Origin of the sequence: Pseudomonas sp. Ga0074129 (genome assembly GCA_001465025.1) — a bacterium.
GTDB lineage: Bacteria > Pseudomonadota > Gammaproteobacteria > Pseudomonadales > Pseudomonadaceae > Aquipseudomonas.
Map to the genome: position 1 here is coordinate 1 of LNDO01000090.1, position 16,540 is coordinate 16,540.

A 16,540-nucleotide genomic window follows, 5' to 3' on the forward strand; every position below is an offset into this window, starting at 1 on the left:
GCGAAGATCAATTTACGCCCACGCAAACGCCTGGGCTGGAAGACACCGTACGAAGTGTATGCAGGGGTGAGCGTTGCACTTATGGGTTGAATTCAGGACTTCAACACTGAAATTCTTGAGCCAGATCAGTTTGGTATCGCTCAATGCAGTCAATCATCAAGCAAATCAACACTTACTCACTAACGCGCTGACCTGAGCCTCGAATAAGACGCCCTTATTCTTTACCCAACCCATGCTGACGTAACTTGTTGGCGATGGTGGTGTGCGAGACGCCGAGGCGTTTGCCCAGTTGACGGCTGCTGGGGTGGTCGTGAAACAGGCGTTCGAGCACGGCTTTTTCAAAACGGCCGAGGATGTCGTCCAACCCGCCTTCCACCGAGAACTCGCCCAGCGGTTGCGGCGCGCCGAAGTCTGGCAGGCGGATGTGCTCGGCTTTGACCACCCCGCCATCGCACAGCGATACCGCCTGAAACAACACGTTCTCCAACTGGCGCACATTGCCCGGCCAGTGGTAGTGGCTGAGCTTGTCCAACACCTGTGGCGCCAGTTTGGGCAACGGGCAGCCAATCTGTCGGCTGGCCTGGTCGAGAAAGTGATCCACCAAAGGCGGTAAGCCATCCAGGCACTCGCGCAGCGGTGGAATGTGCAGGCTGAGTACGTTCAGGCGGTGATAGAGGTCTTTGCGAAACTCGGCCTTGGCGCATAACTCGGACAGATCGACCTGCGTCGCGCAGATCACGCGCACATCCAGATAGACCTCTTCATCACTGCCCACCCGGCGAAAGCAACCATCCTGGAGAAAGCGCAGCAGCTTGGCTTGCAAGCGCGGGCTCATTTCACCCACGCCATCGAGAAACAGCGTGCCGCCGGCCGTTAGCTCCAGCAGGCCCAGCTTGCCCTCCGGCCGCGCGCCTTCAAAGGCACCCGGCCCATAGCCAAACAGCTCGGTCTCGGCCATGGATTCCGGCAATCCGGCGCAGTTAAGCGCCATAAACGGCGATTGACCACGGGGGCTGGCCAAGTGGCAGGCGCGGGCCAGCAGCTCTTTACCTGTGCCGGTTTCCCCTTCAATAAGCAGCGGCGCATCCAGCGGAGCCATACGCCGTGCTTCTTTGACCACGGCGGCCATTACCTTGGAGCTCTGAAAGATCGAATCAAAGCCGCGCAGTTCTTGTTTGCGCACGTTATAGATGCGCTCACCGACGCGATCAGCACGGTGCAAGGTCAACACCGCGCCGGCCATGGCGTCGCTTTCGTCATGCTCGGTTTGCAGCGGCGCAATATCAGCGAGAAACACATCGCCTTTTACTTTCACCCGCAGGCCATTGATTCGCGACTTGTTAGCGCGCACCAACTCCGGCAGGTCGAAATCCTCGGCATAGCGCGACAACGCAATGCCCGGCACCTCATCCACTCGCACGCCCAATAGCTGCGCCGCACTGCGGTTAGCCGCGACAATGCTGCCGCCCATGTCGATCGACAGCACCGGAAAGTCCAACGCACCGAGCAAGGCATTCAGCTCCAGATGGCGGCGCTCGCTGGGCATCAAGCCCACCCGCTTGACGCCAAACACTCCGGCAATCGCCTCGAACTTGGGCCTCAGTGATTGGAACTGCAGGTTGATCAGGTTCGGGCAGTGCAGGTAGATGGCGTTGCCCTGCTCGCCACCTACTTCGCCACGGGCGACGTTGATGCCGTATTCGACCAAGAGGTTGAGGATGTCACGCAGGATGCCAATTCGGTTCTGACAGTGGACTTTGATACGCATGGCAGAGGGCTCTGAGCAGAATTCTTATTAGAAGCCGCGCAGCATTCGAGGCTGGCGACGGATTATTCGTCAAGAATATGTGACGGCTAGGCGAAGCAGCAAGACGAGACTTGGCCACCCCGCAGCATACGTAACTTTTTCGTTACGAATTTTCCAGCGAAACCGTCCCCAAACGCCCAGCCCGGGGCTGCATAACCTTCGCCGCTGGCGTATTCCTTTGTTCAATACAACAACAAAGCCCCAGCAGGAGGCAGCAGCATGAGTACCCCGTACGTGGCACGCGAACCTGATGCCAATGGTTTTATCCATTACCCAGAGGCCGAACATCAGGTGTGGCATACCTTGATCAGCCGGCAAATGAAACTGCTGGAAGGCCGCGCCTGCCAGGAATACCTGGACGGAATCGAACAACTCGGTCTGCCTCACGAGCGCATTCCGCAACTCGGCGAGATCAACCAGGTGCTGCAAGCCACTACCGGCTGGCGCGTGGCGAGGGTGCCGGCACTGATTCCGTTTCAAACCTTCTTCGAGTTGCTGGCCAGCAAGCAATTTCCAGTGGCGACTTTTATTCGCACACCCGAAGAACTGGACTACCTGCAAGAGCCGGACATCTTTCACGAGATTTTTGGCCACTGCCCGCTGCTGACCAATCCCTGGTTCGCCGAGTTCACCCACACCTATGGCAAGCTCGGCCTCGCCGCCAGCAAGCAAGAGCGCGTGTACTTGGCGCGCTTGTATTGGCTGACCATAGAGTTCGGTTTGCTCGACACCAGCCAGGGGCAGCGTATCTACGGCGGCGGTATTCTCTCCTCGCCGAAGGAAACGCTGTACGCGCTGTCCAATGCCCCCGAGCAGCAACTATTTGACCCCATTGAGGCAATGCGCACGCCGTATCGCATCGATATTCTGCAGCCCGTGTACTTTGTGCTCCCTGAGCTCAAGCGCCTGTTCGAACTGGCCCAGGAAGACATCATGGCCATGGTGCAACAGGCCATGCAGCTGGGCCTACACACACCGAAGTTTGCGCCGAAAGCGGCCTGACCGATACCGGTTGTAGGCTGGGTTGAGCCTGCGAAGCCCAGCAATGCGCTATTACGAACACACCACGTTGGGCTTCGTCGCTTCGCGACTCAACCCAACCTACGCTGTGACCACCCTCGAACTCTGGAGAAAACCGATGAGCCTTGCCCAAGCCCAATGCGAAGCCTGCCGCGCCGATGCGCCGAAAGTCAGTGATGAAGAACTGGCCGAGTTGATCCGCGAGATCCCCGACTGGAACATTGAAGTGCGTGGCGACCACATGGAGCTGGAGCGGGTTTACCTGTTCAAAAACTTCCGCCACGCCCTGGCCTTCACCAACGCAGTCGGCGCTATTGCTGAAGAAGTCGGTCACCACCCAGCCTTGCTCACCGAGTGGGGCAAAGTCACCGTGACCTGGTGGAGCCATGAAATGCGCGGCCTGCACCGTAACGACTTCATCATGGCCGCACGCACCGATGTGCTGGCTGCTGATGCCGAGGGCCGCAAGTGAGCCACTTCCAAACCGTCAAACGCGTGCCCGGTGACCCGATTCTCGGCCTGATGGACGCCTATCGCGCTGACCGCAACCCAGCCAAACTCGACCTCGGCGTCGGCGTGTACAAAGACGCCCAGGGTTTAACGCCCATTCCACGCGCGGTGAAATTAGCCGAGCAACGGCTGCTGCAAAGTGAAACCAGCAAAAGCTATATCGGCGGCCATGGCGACCCATTGTTTGGTCGCCTGCTCAGCGAATTGGTCTTGGGTGCAAACAACCCGCTGCTGACTGAACGCGCGGGAGCCACGCAAACCCCAGGCGGTACTGGTGCATTGCGCCTGTGCGCCGACTTTATCGCCCAGTGCCTACCGGGCCGTGGCATTTGGTTAAGCGACCCGACCTGGCCGATCCACGAGAGCATCTTTGCTGCCGCCGGCCTGCGCGTTGGCCACTACCCCTATGTAGGTGCAGACAACGCATTGAATGTCGAGGCGATGATCGCCGCCCTCACCCACGTGCCTAAAGGCGATGTGGTGCTGCTGCACGCCTGCTGCCACAACCCCACCGGTTTCGACCTTGCGCCGCGTGACTGGAAGCGCGTGCTGGAAGTGGTCAAAGCGCGCGAACTGCTGCCGCTGATCGACTTTGCCTACCAGGGGTTTGGTGATGGCCTGGAGCAGGACGCCTTCGCCGTGCGCCTGTTTGCCGCCGAATTGCCTGAGCTGCTGATCACCAGCTCCTGCTCGAAGAATTTTGGCCTCTATCGTGAACGCACCGGTGCGCTAATCGTCTGCGCCGAACATGCTGAGAAGCTGCAAGATGTACGCAGCCAACTGGCGTTTATCGCCCGCAACCTGTGGTCCACACCGCCTGCCCATGGCGCGGCGGTAGTGGCCAGCATTCTGCACGACGATGAACTAAAAGCCCTGTGGATCGACGAGCTGAACAGCATGCGTGAACGCATCGCCAGCCTGCGCAACGGCTTGGTTGAAGCACTGCAGCCCCATGGCCTGAGTGAGCGCTTTACGCACATCGCGCAACAACGCGGCATGTTCTCCTACACCGGGCTCAGCCCAACCCAGGTGCAGCGCCTGCGTGATGAGTTCAGCGTGTACATGGTCGGCTCAGGCCGGGCCAATGTAGCAGGGCTGGATGCACAACGCATGGACCAGCTGGCCAGCGCCATTGCCCGAGTGTGCGGCTGAATAGACGGCGAAAAGCGTTGCGGCTAAAGCCCCTCCCACAAGCTCAGCGACCACTTGTGGGAGGACTTTTAGTCACCAAAGGCACTGCCCCCAAAGCAAGAACCAGCTACCACCTGTGGGAGGGGCTTTAGCCGCGACGAGCGCCCAAAACGATTAACCGACCTTTAATCTATAAATTAATCATTTAAAAACAACAGCTTAACCATAAATCCGGCTAAACAATGGCACCCTTGATGCTTACACTCAACGGCATACATCCCTCGGGTAGGTCGCCATGTAGTCCCCGATTGCCCCTATCAGCTCATTGCTCGGTCGGGTTGCTTTACTCCCCCTCGTCAATGGTCTGCTCAACTGAATCGAAACAAGCGCATTGCACAGCGGCCGGGTAGCCGACGATGCGCAGCATGGCGCAGTGGCTGCGCTCACTGCTTAGCAGCCAGATTCTGCTTGAAGAACGCCGTGAGGCGCTCCCAGGGAATCAGCTGCACCCGATCGTACAGATCAACGTGGCCAGCACCCGGAACGATATGCAAGGCCTTCGGCTCACCAGCCAAGCGGTAAGCGTCTTCGCTGAACTCGCGCGAATGGGCATTCTCACCCGCGATAAACAGCATGGGCCGAGGCGAAATCGTCTCAATGTCATTGAACGGGTAGAAGTTCATGAACTTGACGTTACTGGTCAGCGTCGGGTGCGTGGTGAGCAGCGGCGACTGGCCTTTAGGCGTGAACTGGCCGCGTGGCGTACGGTAAAAGTCATAGAACTCACGCTGAATGGGATGGGTGTTGTCATCCAGCTGATGCACGGTGCCGCTGGTGTACTGCGTCTCGCCTCCTGTGAACTCCACATAGCGCTGCTCAGCCGCCTCGGCAATGATCGCCTTGCGCTGCTCCAGGGTCAGTGAGCGTTGCAGCGCATGGCGGTTGGCGGCGCCCATGTCATACATGCTGACGGTGGCGATGGCCCTCATACGCGGATCGAGCTTGGCCGCGCTGATGACAAAACTGCCGCTGCCGCAGATGCCAATCACCCCGATGCGTGCCCGATCAACGAACGCCTGTGTGCCGAGAAAGTCCACCGCCGCACTGAATGCCTCGGCATAGATATCAGGTGCCACCAGGTTGCGCGGCTCACCTTCACTCTCGCCCCAGAACGGCAAGTCGATGGACAGCGTCACAAAGCCCTGCTCGGCCATTTTGGTGGCGTAGAGGTTGGCGCTCTGCTCCTTCACCGCTCCCATCGGGTGACCCACGATAATCGCCGGATGGGCGCTGTCGCGGCTGAATGTCTTCGGCATATAAAGATTGCCGGCCACGCTCATCTGGTACTGATTGCTGAACCTAACCTTCTCCACCGTCACCTGTGCGCTGGTGTAAAAGTTATCTGCACCCTTGGACATATCCGGCGCTACCGCCGCTTGCGCCGCGATGGCCGAGCTGCCCGTGGCCGCCAGCAGGCTTAACGCGAACATGCCGCTGCCAACCGCCTTGAGAAACTCGCGCCGATCCGTTTTTTGTTTGCTCATGGTGAAATCTCCAAGATGGATGCTTTAGGCAGGCGGCAAAAACGCCCGCGATTAAAGGTGCGGAACGTCAGTCCGTAATGCGCTCGATGCGTACCTTCAGCGGTCCCGGCCGTTGCAACACCTCAAGGCCGGTATCCACGGTGCCCAGGCGCACCAGACCAGGGGCATAGGGGTTGCCGCCGATAAAAATCGCCAGATTGCCCCACGGTGCGTAGTAGTTGATGTCGCCTGTTTTCGGCTTGACGCCAGCCGGTGCCCCGGTGGTGACTAACTTGCGCGGCAGGTTGGCGATGCGCTCGATAACGGCGTAGTCCTCAAGCGTTAAAGAGAGCGGCAGCAGCGCGGCGAAGTCATGGGCAGCGGCGCTGTCGTCCAGCGTTGCGGTAACGCTCTCGCCATCGACATCCAAATGAATCTTCATGGGCAACACCTCGGTGGCCAGGGCACTGCAGACGCTGCCCAGCGACAAGCCCAGCAGTAGGCTGCTGAGCAGCGCCTGACGCCAGGTCCAGCGGTTAGAGAGATAGGTTGGCGTTTTCATAACGGCATTCTTACCAATACCGACAGCCGCAACTAGCTAATCAATCCTTAAAGAGGCTATAAGCACAGCTAATCAATAGCGCTAAAAGAACACATCATGGTCAGACGCAACCTCAACGATCTGTTGTCCTTCGTCACCGTCGCGCGGGAAGGCAGTTTTACCCGCGCCGCCGCCGTATTGGGCATCAGTCAATCGGCGCTGAGCCAGGCCATCAGCGGTCTGGAGAAGCGCCTGCAGATTCGCCTGCTCACCCGCACCACCCGCAGCGTTTCGCCCACCGCTGCGGGCGAGCAGTTGTTGCAGGCGATCGGTCATCGTTTCGACGAAATCGAAGAGGAACTGGACGTACTCACCGAACTGCGCGACAAACCGGCCGGCACCGTGCGCATCACCTGTGGCGACCACGTGCTGCGCACCACGCTGCTGCCGCGAGTCGCGCCGCTGCTGCGTGAGTACCCGGATATCAACGTGGAGTTCGATGTCAGCTACGGACTGCGTGACATCGTCGCGGATCGCTTCGATGCAGGCGTGCGTCTGGGCGACACCATCGACAAGGACATGATCGCCGTGCCCATAGGCCCCAGGCTGCGTATGGCTGCCGTGGCTGCGCCCGCTTACTTCGCTGCTAACCCAATCCCTAAAACGCCTGCCGACCTGACCACGCATCGCTGCATCAACATGCGCTTTCCGACCCATGGCGGGCTGTACGTCTGGGAGTTCGAGCGCCGAGGCCGGCAGCTGAATGTGCGCGTCGATGGCCAGGTCACCCTAAACAGCACGCCGCATATAGTCGTGGCGGCGCTGGAGGGGCTTGGCATTGCCTTTCTGCCGGAAGAAGAGTTCGCCCCGCATCTCGAGGAAGGCCGCCTGGTGCGCGTGCTGGAAGACTGGTGCGCACCCTTCGCCGGGTATTACCTGTATTACCCCAGCCGCCGACAGCCTTCCCCGGCCTTTGCCCTGGTACTTGAGGCGCTGCGTGAAACAGCCACACAGCGCTGATCAGCGGGATCACTCGCACCCCGAAGCAGCGCAGGGCTACCCCGCGCAGGCACGACGGGTAACGGCCTGCCCTTGCGCACGCTGCAAATAGCCACGTTGGCTGAATAAGATGCTGGCGAACGCCTGACCAGCCCTGATGGTGTTTCACAATAGGACTGAGGCGTCAGTTACTGCCAATAACCTATACAGGCAACCGAAAGCATTAGAAATCCACTTTGCCCCTGCCCGCCTTGATGGTGCCGCGAATGCTCTTGCCTTCCAGGCGGCGCTTCTTCGAACCCAGGGTTGGCTTGGTCGGGCGGCGGGCTTTTTCGGTTGTAGCGGCGCTGCGAATCAGCTCGGCCAGGCGCTCAAGTGCATCCGCACGATTCTGCTCCTGAGTACGGTACTGCTGCGCTTTGATGACCACCACGCCTTCTGCGGTGATTCGGCTGTCACGCAACGTCAGCAGCCGCTCCTTATAAAAAGGCGGCAAGCTTGATGCCTGGATATCGAAGCGCAGGTGGATGGCGCTGGACACTTTATTAACGTTCTGCCCGCCTGCGCCCTGAGCGCGGATGGCCGTCAACTCGACTTCGTCATCCGGGAGGTGAACGCTGTTGGAAATAACCAGCATGAACGGGCTTCAACACAGAAATGGGCGTTCAGGATAACGCGAACGCTCTGCAACCGCCGCTGACATCTCGCCTACGCGGCAGGTAGCTGACGCCAGCAAGCAGCGATTAGGAACATCGCATCCTGCTTACAGCGTTGGCCACCATTGAAGCGGTGCGACAGCCTGTGCGACTCAATTGCAGCAGCAACCGCCCTTGGCCTTTTGACTCGGCGCGCAAGACGGCGGATCAGCGCTGGCGGCGACTGGTGAGTAGCCCACATCGGCAATGGCCTGACTGAGTTCAGCTTCGCTGCTTGCAGATTCAATCTGCACACGGTGCGATGCCAGGTCGAACTGCACCTTGGCGGCAGGGTCCAAGGCCTGAATCGCGTGGGTAATGGTTTTAATGCAGTGTCCGCAGGTCATGTCTTTTACTTCGAAGGTGGTCATCGCGCGCCCCTTTAAGAGCAATGGTTGGTGACTCACTCTCATCCTTACCGCCGTGGCAAGGTCAAGCGGAGAATTGCTCATCGGTCGCGATTCACAATCACCCGTACCGATACTCCGCCTTTTCCTCAGGGTCGCTTCGTCGCTTAGCGCTGTTTGGTTGTGTGGATGAGCATTGATTGTTTCTAGCCTGGCCTTGTAGTGGCCCAGGCCATTGGTGTTATTCGGTAAACTTCAAAGCGGTGTCGGGCTTCGGTCATTCACCAATGGACTGTCTAAACCTGTATTCACACTGGGTAGAAAGGGAGCGTTCAGATTGAAAACGTGGCAGTGCATCCTCGGCCTTTTGCTCATCACCACATTAACCTTGCTGCTTGAAATACCGAGCAGTACGTGGCTTACCTCGGCAAGCCTCAGCTTGATTCTCGGGACAACAGCGCTGGTTTACATGGCCGCCTCATGCCTGCTGGCCAGCCGCTGGCGCATTGTAGAAAGCGCATTTGGCGGGCTGGACCGGGTTTATGAAACGCACAAATGGTTAGGCATATGGGCACTGGTATTTGCCTCCTATCACTTTGTGTTCAAGGCCAACCTGGATGAGTGGAACAGCGTCGCTATCGTCGAGCTGCCCAAATACTGGACGCGCCTTGTACGCCAACTGAGTTTCATCGCGCTGGGTGTAATCGTCCTACTCGCTTTGAACCGCAATATTCCTTACAGCCAGTGGCGCTGGTGGCACAAACTTTCCGGCCCGTTATTTCTAATCGTTATCTTGCACTGGCTCAGCTTTAAATCGCCGATCACCTTGAGCAGCCCTTCGGGGATTTGGTTAGGGGCGTTCTGCGCAGTGGGTGTTGTCGCGGCGTTGTACAAACTGGTGCTGTACCCGTTTGTAGCGAGGGCTGGTGAGTATCGCGTGGTGGCGGTTACCCGCGACAAAGGCGCGCTGCACCTGACGCTGGAACCGCGGCACAAGAAGTTTGATTTTAAAGCCGGGCAGTTTGCTTTTTTGGCGATGCAGCAAAAAGGCCTGCGTGAGCCGCACCCCTTCACGATTGCCAGCGCCAACACAACCAACGGGCAGATTGAGTTTGTGATCAGAGGGTTGGGCGATTACACCAAAAAACTTTGCGAGTGCGCCCAGATTGGCATGCACGCGGATTTATACGCGCCTTATGGCCGCTTCAAACGCCCCGCCCAAGCTGAACGAGAAGTATGGATCGGCGCGGGTGTCGGTATTTCACCCTTTATTTCCTGGCTGCAAGACCCGGACGCTAAGGACTTCGACAAGGCCACCTTGGTGTATTGCTTCAATCCCTCGCGCGCCTTCCCGCCTGCCGAAACACTGCAAAGTATGGCGCAGCAGCGAGGCGTGGCTTTTGTGAGTAATAGCGGCGGCCTTGAAGCACTGGCCGAAACACTGCGCCAAGCGGTATCCAAGACCGACCCCAAGAAGGTTCACGTTAGTTTTTGCGGCCCCAAGGGATTGCTGAGCAAAGTCGCTGAAATGATGGCCACCAACCAGATCCCAGCCGCCAACCTGCATACCGAGCTATTCGAGTTCCGCTGACTGCCGGGGGCTTTAAAAGCGCCGTGGTGCAGCGTGAGATTTTATCGGTAGCGCTGAGTGGGGGACGACATCGCGGCGGTATTCCCCCCTGTGGCTATCCGGGCTACCGTGTGGGTTCAGCCAAAAAAACCGCCCCCACGAGCACAAAGCTGTTCGCGTGCAGCGCGGACAACCGCCGGCTAGAGCGCCAAGGCCAAGCACAACTCATCTAATTGAATACACGCGAAGGAATCAACGATGACCACCCCTACTGCAAAAACACTGCACATCGACATCGTCTCTGATGTGATGTGCCCGTGGTGCGTCATCGGTTACCGCCAACTGGCAACAGCGCTGCAAGCCAGCGGCACCGCCTATGAAATCCAGTGGCATCCATTTGAACTGAACCCGGATATGCCCGCCGAGGGCCAGAACCTGCGCGAGCATATCGCCGAGAAATATGGCGCAACCCCGGCGCAATCGCAGCAGAACCGCCTGCACATGACCCAAGCCGGCAAAGACGTAGGTTTTACCTTCAACTTTGCCGACGATATGCGCATGCACAACACCTTCAATGTTCATCAGCTCTTGCATTGGGCTAACCAACAAGGGCGCATGCACGACTTAAAACAGGCGTTGTTTGTCGCTCATTTCACCCATCGGCATAACCTTTCCGACAACAACGTGCTGGCGGATGTGGCCAACGAGATTGGCCTGGATCGCACCGAGGCGCTGGCTGTTCTGGCCGACCAACGCTTTGCCAGCGCCGTACGCACTGCCGAAAAAAACCTGGATCGCGCAGGGTATTAGTGGCGTACCCGCTGTGGTCTTCAACCATCGCCACCTCGTCACTGGTGCGCAAGGTGTCGAGAACTACACGCGCATTCTGGAACAGTTGGCCGCGGCAGAAGACTGAACGCGCCGACTCCATCTGCCCGCCTAGCCGCCCTAGAGTGCTGGGTGGCGCGGCATGGCTAGGACCTACACGCGGAAACGACTGACCAACGCCTGCAACTGACTGCCCAAGCGCGCCAGTTCTGCACTGGAGGCCGCGGTCTCGTTGCTGGCCGTAGCGGTTTGCTCGGAAATGTCGCGCACGCTGAGGATACTGCGGCTGATTTCTTCGGCCACCGCACTCTGCTCTTCTGCGGCTGCAGCAATTTGCAGGTTCATCGACTGGATGTTGGACACCGCCTGGGTGATGTTGCCCAGCGAGTTGCCGGCCTTACGCGTCAACTCAACGCTGCTGTCGGTGAGACTGCAACTGCTGCGCATCGCTGCAGCCACCTGCTTGGTGCCGTTCTGCAGGCCAGCGATCAGCGCTTCGATTTCCTCGGTGGACTTCTGCGTGCGCTGAGCCAGACCACGCACTTCGTCGGCGACCACGGCAAAACCACGCCCAGCCTCACCAGCGCGCGCCGCCTCAATAGCCGCATTGAGCGCCAGTAGGTTGGTCTGTTCGGCTACCGCCTTGATCACGTCCATGACACTGCCGATCTTGTTGCTCTCCTGCTGCAGGCCGTTCATGGCCTCGCTGGAGCGGCTGACCTCGGCGGCTAAACGTTCGATCTGAGCGATTACTTCGCCCACCACCTGATCGCCCAAGCGCGCCTGACCGTCCGCCTCGTTGGCGGCCTGCGAAGCCTGCTCGGCGTTGCGCGCCACTTCCTGCACGGTGGCCGACATTTCATGCATGGCGGTGGCCACCTGATCGGTCTCGCTTTTCTGGCTGTTGGCGCCCGCGCGGGTCTGCTCGGTCACGGCAGACAGTTCTTCGGCGGCACTGGCAATCTGGCCTACGCCATCGCGGATGCCGCCAATCAGCTCACGCAGAGTCGTAGCCATATGCTGGATGCCCTGTAGCAATTGGCCCATTTCATCACGCCGGTCGACCTGCACGCTGGCGGTCAGGTCGCCTTCGGCAATGCGCTGCACCGCATTCAGGGTGTCCTGCAACGGGCGGGTGATCTGCCGGGTGATGACCCAGGCAGCCAGCACGCCGAAGAGCATCGCCAGTAACGTGGCACCGATTTGCAGGTTACGCGCCTGCTGGCTCTCGATGGCCATGCGATCAATTTGGAACTGGTACAGCGTTTCGCTGATACGCACAATTTCGCCCTGTTGCGCGGTCATTTCTTGGCGCGTGCGGGCAATGTCGCTGGTGGCGAGCTTGAACGCCTGTAGCGTCTCCTGGTACTGGTCCAGTGCGCCGGCGATACGGCGCAACGCATCCTGCTGGGCGACACCAAAGGCTTGCTGCAGTGGATCAAGACTGGCGTTGGCAGCGGCGATACCGTCCACCAATGCTTGCTCGCGCTGAACATCAGGAGCGCTGTCGTAGCGTTCAAGCAAATATTGCAAGCGCAGCAATTGGGCTTCAGTGCGCGTCAGCGCCTGCAACTGGGCGAAACGGCCGCCATCCTCCTCGGGCAACGACTCCACACTGCGCTGCATGGCACTCAACAGCTCACCAAGCTGCTGCGTCTCGCCCGCCACTTCGCGCCGCGCGGTTTCGGCGGCGGCATAGGCGATACGCATGCCAGCCAGCGAACGCTGGTACTCCTGGTTATAGCCATCCTGCTCTTGCAGCAGCTTGACGTTGACTGGGTTGGTAAAGCTGCCGAGCAGTTTTTTCTGCTGCTGCAAATAGGCCGCGAGGTTATTCAGTACACGTTCGCTGCTGGGGGCATCGCCCTTAGCCAGCATGAATTGCAAACGGGCAATGCGCAGATTGGTCAGTGTGGTGTTGAGCTGAGTGATCTCGCTCATCCAGGCGCTGCGCTGGATAACGCTGCCCAGCCCCGTCCAGGCGGCCCATGCCAGGGCAAGAGTCAGGGCCAGCACCAGGCCGAAGCCAAGGGCCAGCTTGCGGGTAACGCTTAGATTGGCAAACCAGGTGTTCATTAGAATTCTCCAACTGTTACTAAAACAGGCCGTTCGGTTTTCGCTGGAGAATTGTTTTTGTGGAAGCCAGCACAAGGCTGTGCTGACGCTGTAATGCCGCCTGACGGCACACTTCTGCGTCGTTTATAACGAAATAGCGCAACAGCAAAGCGCCGTAACGGCAACTTCACGCACCATCTGATCCGCTTTTTATTGGAAAACCTGAGTCTGTTATCCAATCCGCTGCGCTCGCATCATTCGCCTCGCCTGATAAAGCCCGACGAGGCCCGTAATGAGCGAACGTATTCCCGCGCAGATCATCGAGACCATCGACCCGCGCCAGCCTATCCGCCTGACACCGTCACAAGCGGGCGGCCCGATTCATACCCGCAGCTTCAGCGGCCGTTTTCGTAATCTGCGCCTGTACGGGGCGGGATTGCTGTTTCTGATTTTCTTTGGCACCGCCTGGCTCGACTGGGACGGTCGCCAAGCCGTGCTGTGGAACCTGGCCGAGCACCGTTACTACATCTTTGGCGCGACCTTCTGGCCGCAGGATTTCACCCTGCTCTCGGCGCTGCTGATCATTGCCGCCTTTGGCCTGTTCACCATCACCGTGGTGGCCGGACGGGTCTGGTGCGGCTACACCTGCCCACAGAGCGTATGGACCTGGGTGTTTATGTGGGCGGAGAAAGTCACCGAGGGCGAGCGCAATCAGCGCATCAAGCTGGATGCTGCGCCCTGGTCACTGAACAAGCTGGCGCGGCGCAGCGCCAAACACGCGATCTGGCTGGGCGTCAGCCTGCTCACGGCGCTGACCTTTATTGGTTACTTCACGCCGATTCGGCCACTTGCCAGTGACCTGCTACGCCTGCAACTAGACGGCGGCACGCTGGTGTGGGTGCTGTTTTTTATGGCCGCCACCTACCTTAACGCCGGCTGGTTGCGCGAGAAGGTTTGCGTGCACATGTGCCCCTACTCGCGCTTTCAGAGTGCGATGTTTGACGATGACACCCTGCTGGTGGCCTACGACGCCAAGCGAGGTGAAGGCCGTGGCCCGCGTAAGAAGGACAGCGACCACAAGGCCGAGGGCCTGGGCGATTGCATCGACTGCACTATGTGCGTGCAGGTGTGCCCCACCGGCATCGACATCCGCGATGGCCTGCAGATCGACTGCATCAGTTGCGGCGCCTGTATCGATGCCTGCGATTCGGTCATGGACAAGATGGGCTATGCCCGAGGCCTGGTCGGCTATCACTCCGAACGCGAACTACAAGGCGGCACAACCCACTGGCTTAGGCCGCGATTGGTCGGCTATGGCATCGCCCTGGTATTGATGCTCGTCGCCTTTGCCTGGGTACTGAATGATCGCTCGATGCTGTCCATCGACGCGGCCAAAGATCGCAGCATGTTCCGCGAGAACCAACTGGGGCAGATTGAGAACACCTACCTGCTCAAGGTCATTAACAAAACCCAGCAACCGCAGCGCTATGGGCTGACGTTAATCGACAGCCCCGGACTGCGCCTGGATGCCCCGCAGCAGTTGCAATTAAACCCTGGGGAAATTCTCGATGTACCCGTAACCCTAGTGCTGGAGAGTGAAGCGGCCAACGCCAGCACGATGCCGGTGAGCTTTGCGATCCACAACCTGGCCAATGCCAGCGAGCAGGCGCAAACGCAGAGTATTTTTCTCTCGCCGCGCGGGCGCTGACAGTCGCATGACAGCGCCACTCGCCGTAGAGTGCGGGTATCTAAAAGCCGCACCGATGGACAGGATGAAACGCTACGAGAAATTCGCCAAGCAGATTGCCGAACTGATCCGCAGCGGCATGCTCGCTCCTGGCGAAAAGGTGCCCTCAGTGCGCCACGCCAGCCGTACCTATGGCGTCAGCCCGTCCACGGTGTTCCAAGGCTATTACTTGCTGGAAGACCGTGGCCTGATCCAGGCCCGCGCCCGCTCCGGTTACTTCGTGCGCGAATTGGCGCGGCACTCGCTCGCTGAGCCACAAACCAGCCAAACGCCCACGCAAACCACCGAGGTGGATGTCAGTGAGTTGGTGTTCTCGGTGCTCGCCTCACTAAAAGACCCCGGCACCGTGCCATTCGGCTCAGCCTTCCCCAGCCCGCAGTTGTTTCCACTGGCTCGCTTGGCCCGCTCCATGGCGCACAGCCTGCGCGATATGCAGCCGCAGGCGGTGATCGCCGACATGACCGAAGGCAACCCCAACCTGCGTCGGCAGATTGCCCTGCGTTATAGAGTCAGTGGTGTGCAACTGCCACAGGAAGAGCTGGTCATCACCAGCGGTGCCATGGAGGCACTCAATCTGTGCCTGCAATGCGTGACTCAGCCGGGCGATCTGGTGGCCATCGAGTCCCCGGCCTTCTACGCGACGCTGCAAGTGCTGGAGCGCTTAAAGCTCAAGGCGGTGGAAATCCCGGTCAACCCGCGTGAAGGGATCGACTTGGATGTGCTGAGCGAGCGCCTGGCCAGCCTGCCAATCAAGGCCTGCTGGTTTATGAGCAGCCTGCAAAACCCACTCGGCGCAAGCATGAGCGACAGCAAGAAAGAGGCGCTGTATCAGTTACTGCACAGCCACCAGGTACCGCTGATTGAGGACGACGTATACGCCGAGCTGTATTACGGCAGCCAGCCACCCAAGCCGGTCAAGAGCTTCGACCGTGACGGACTGGTGATGCATTGCGGTTCGTTTTCCAAATGCCTGGCGCCGGGTTATCGGGTCGGCTGGGTGGCCGGCGGGCGCTATGCCGAGCAAATCAGCCGGCTGAAACTAATGACCACCCTTTCACCCTCCGTCCCAGCGCAGGCCGCATTGGCCGATTACCTGCAACACGGCGGTTACGACCGCCACCTGCGCAAATTGCGCCATGCGCTGGAGGTGCAACAAGCGTCAATGCTGGCCTCCGCCGCGCGGCATTTCCCAGCCAGCACCAAGGTCACCCGGCCCAACGGTGGTTACTTTCTCTGGTTTGAATTCCCTGAGCAGGTCGATGCGCTACGCCTGTTCCAACTGGCGCTGGCAGAAGGTATCAGCCTGGCACCGGGCCCGATCTTCTCGGCCACCCGCCGCTTCGGTAACTGCGCCCGCCTGAATTACGGTCATCCCTGGGATGCGCAAAGCGAACAGGCGATGGCTGTGCTAGGACGCATCCTCGCCGCCTTCTGATCTGTTCAGCGCAAGCCTGCGCATCGGCTTGTCGCCTATGACGTTGCAGAAGGGATCGCCAGTCCCCTATGTCTTTTATAAAAGAGTTGAAGCTGATCGATCCGTCGATAGAACCTACAAGACGGAAAACCTGCTCAAGATTGTCGGCCAAGCCTGGGCCGTATTAAGGATGGCGCCGGCAGAAGGTTGCGGCTCACCGTTATCGATTGGCCTCATCCAATACCATCGTCCTGTAGGCTGTTGCTGCTGACCGAAAACTGACCCAGTAGAGGCTGTTCTGCCGACTGAAAACTGACCCAGGTGTTCAACTGCTTCTGCTCAATTTTTGAGCA

13 protein-coding genes and 1 pseudogene are annotated in these 16,540 nt (G+C 59.2%); 8 read left to right on the forward strand and 6 right to left on the reverse strand.

Features of this window, described 5'->3' with window-relative positions; genetic code table 11:
• Window positions 1-214 precede the first annotated feature (214 nt).
• Window positions 215-1,768 carry a sigma-54-dependent transcriptional regulator gene (locus AUK77_RS13355; protein WP_296130454.1) on the reverse strand — a complete coding sequence of 518 codons (1,554 nt, stop codon included), beginning with the start codon at window positions 1,766-1,768 and terminating at the stop codon, window positions 215-217.
• Between the two features lie 258 nt (window positions 1,769-2,026).
• Between AUK77_RS13355 and phhA the strand changes: the two genes are divergently transcribed.
• The 3 genes from phhA to AUK77_RS13370 all read left to right on the forward strand — a co-directional run bounded on the left by phhA (window position 2,027) and on the right by AUK77_RS13370 (window position 4,489).
• On the forward strand, window positions 2,027-2,809 hold the full coding sequence (gene phhA, locus AUK77_RS13360; protein ID WP_296130455.1) for a phenylalanine 4-monooxygenase: 783 nt from the start codon (window positions 2,027-2,029) through the stop codon (window positions 2,807-2,809).
• A 136-nt stretch (window positions 2,810-2,945) separates the two neighbouring features.
• Window positions 2,946-3,299, forward strand: a complete 354-nt coding sequence (locus AUK77_RS13365; protein ID WP_296130464.1) for a 4a-hydroxytetrahydrobiopterin dehydratase — start codon at window positions 2,946-2,948, stop codon at window positions 3,297-3,299.
• Window positions 3,296-4,489 (forward strand): amino acid aminotransferase, encoded by a 1,194-nt coding sequence (locus AUK77_RS13370; RefSeq protein ID WP_296130456.1) that lies wholly within the window; start codon window positions 3,296-3,298, stop codon window positions 4,487-4,489. Before AUK77_RS13365 ends, AUK77_RS13370 begins: the two co-directional genes overlap by 4 nt.
• Before the next feature lie 422 nt (window positions 4,490-4,911).
• Here AUK77_RS13370 and AUK77_RS13375 read toward each other — a convergent pair whose 3' ends face one another.
• Window positions 4,912-5,886: an alpha/beta hydrolase gene (locus AUK77_RS13375; protein WP_296130466.1), complete on the reverse strand. Its 975-nt coding sequence runs from the start codon at window positions 5,884-5,886 to the stop codon at window positions 4,912-4,914.
• Between the two features lie 193 nt (window positions 5,887-6,079).
• A complete protein-coding gene (locus AUK77_RS13380) occupies window positions 6,080-6,553 on the reverse strand; it encodes a cyclophilin-like fold protein (protein ID WP_296130457.1) in 474 nt (157 codons plus the stop codon).
• Window positions 6,554-6,649: 96 nt separating this feature from the next.
• Here AUK77_RS13380 and AUK77_RS13385 point away from each other — a divergent pair, with 96 nt between their 5' ends.
• Window positions 6,650-7,552, forward strand: coding sequence for a LysR family transcriptional regulator (locus tag AUK77_RS13385; protein ID WP_296130458.1), 903 nt, complete (start codon window positions 6,650-6,652; stop codon window positions 7,550-7,552).
• Between the two features lie 202 nt (window positions 7,553-7,754).
• On the opposite strand, the gene arfB is transcribed toward AUK77_RS13385, so the two are convergent.
• Together arfB and AUK77_RS13395 are read right to left on the reverse strand one after the other, a co-directional pair.
• Entirely contained in the window at window positions 7,755-8,168 is a 414-nt protein-coding gene (gene arfB / locus AUK77_RS13390) for an alternative ribosome rescue aminoacyl-tRNA hydrolase ArfB (protein WP_296130459.1), read from the reverse strand.
• 171 nt (window positions 8,169-8,339) lie between these two features.
• On the reverse strand, window positions 8,340-8,597 hold the full coding sequence (locus AUK77_RS13395) for a heavy-metal-associated domain-containing protein (RefSeq protein WP_296130460.1): 258 nt from the start codon (window positions 8,595-8,597) through the stop codon (window positions 8,340-8,342).
• Between the two features lie 313 nt (window positions 8,598-8,910).
• On the opposite strand from AUK77_RS13395, the gene AUK77_RS13400 reads away from it, so the two are divergent.
• Entirely contained in the window at window positions 8,911-10,164 is a 1,254-nt protein-coding gene (locus AUK77_RS13400; RefSeq protein ID WP_296130461.1) for a ferredoxin reductase family protein, read from the forward strand.
• Between the two features lie 237 nt (window positions 10,165-10,401).
• Window positions 10,402-11,059, forward strand: a pseudogene (locus AUK77_RS13405) (DsbA family oxidoreductase).
• Between the two features lie 65 nt (window positions 11,060-11,124).
• Here AUK77_RS13405 and AUK77_RS13410 read toward each other — a convergent pair.
• Entirely contained in the window at window positions 11,125-13,047 is a 1,923-nt protein-coding gene (locus AUK77_RS13410; RefSeq protein WP_296130462.1) for a methyl-accepting chemotaxis protein, read from the reverse strand.
• Window positions 13,048-13,318: 271 nt separating this feature from the next.
• On the opposite strand from AUK77_RS13410, the gene ccoG reads away from it, so the two are divergent.
• Entirely contained in the window at window positions 13,319-14,734 is a 1,416-nt protein-coding gene (ccoG, locus tag AUK77_RS13415) for a cytochrome c oxidase accessory protein CcoG (RefSeq protein ID WP_296130463.1), read from the forward strand.
• Between the two features lie 64 nt (window positions 14,735-14,798).
• Window positions 14,799-16,208, forward strand: coding sequence for a GntR family transcriptional regulator MpaR (mapR, locus tag AUK77_RS13420; RefSeq protein ID WP_296130468.1), 1,410 nt, complete (start codon window positions 14,799-14,801; stop codon window positions 16,206-16,208).
• Window positions 16,209-16,540 lie beyond the last annotated feature (332 nt).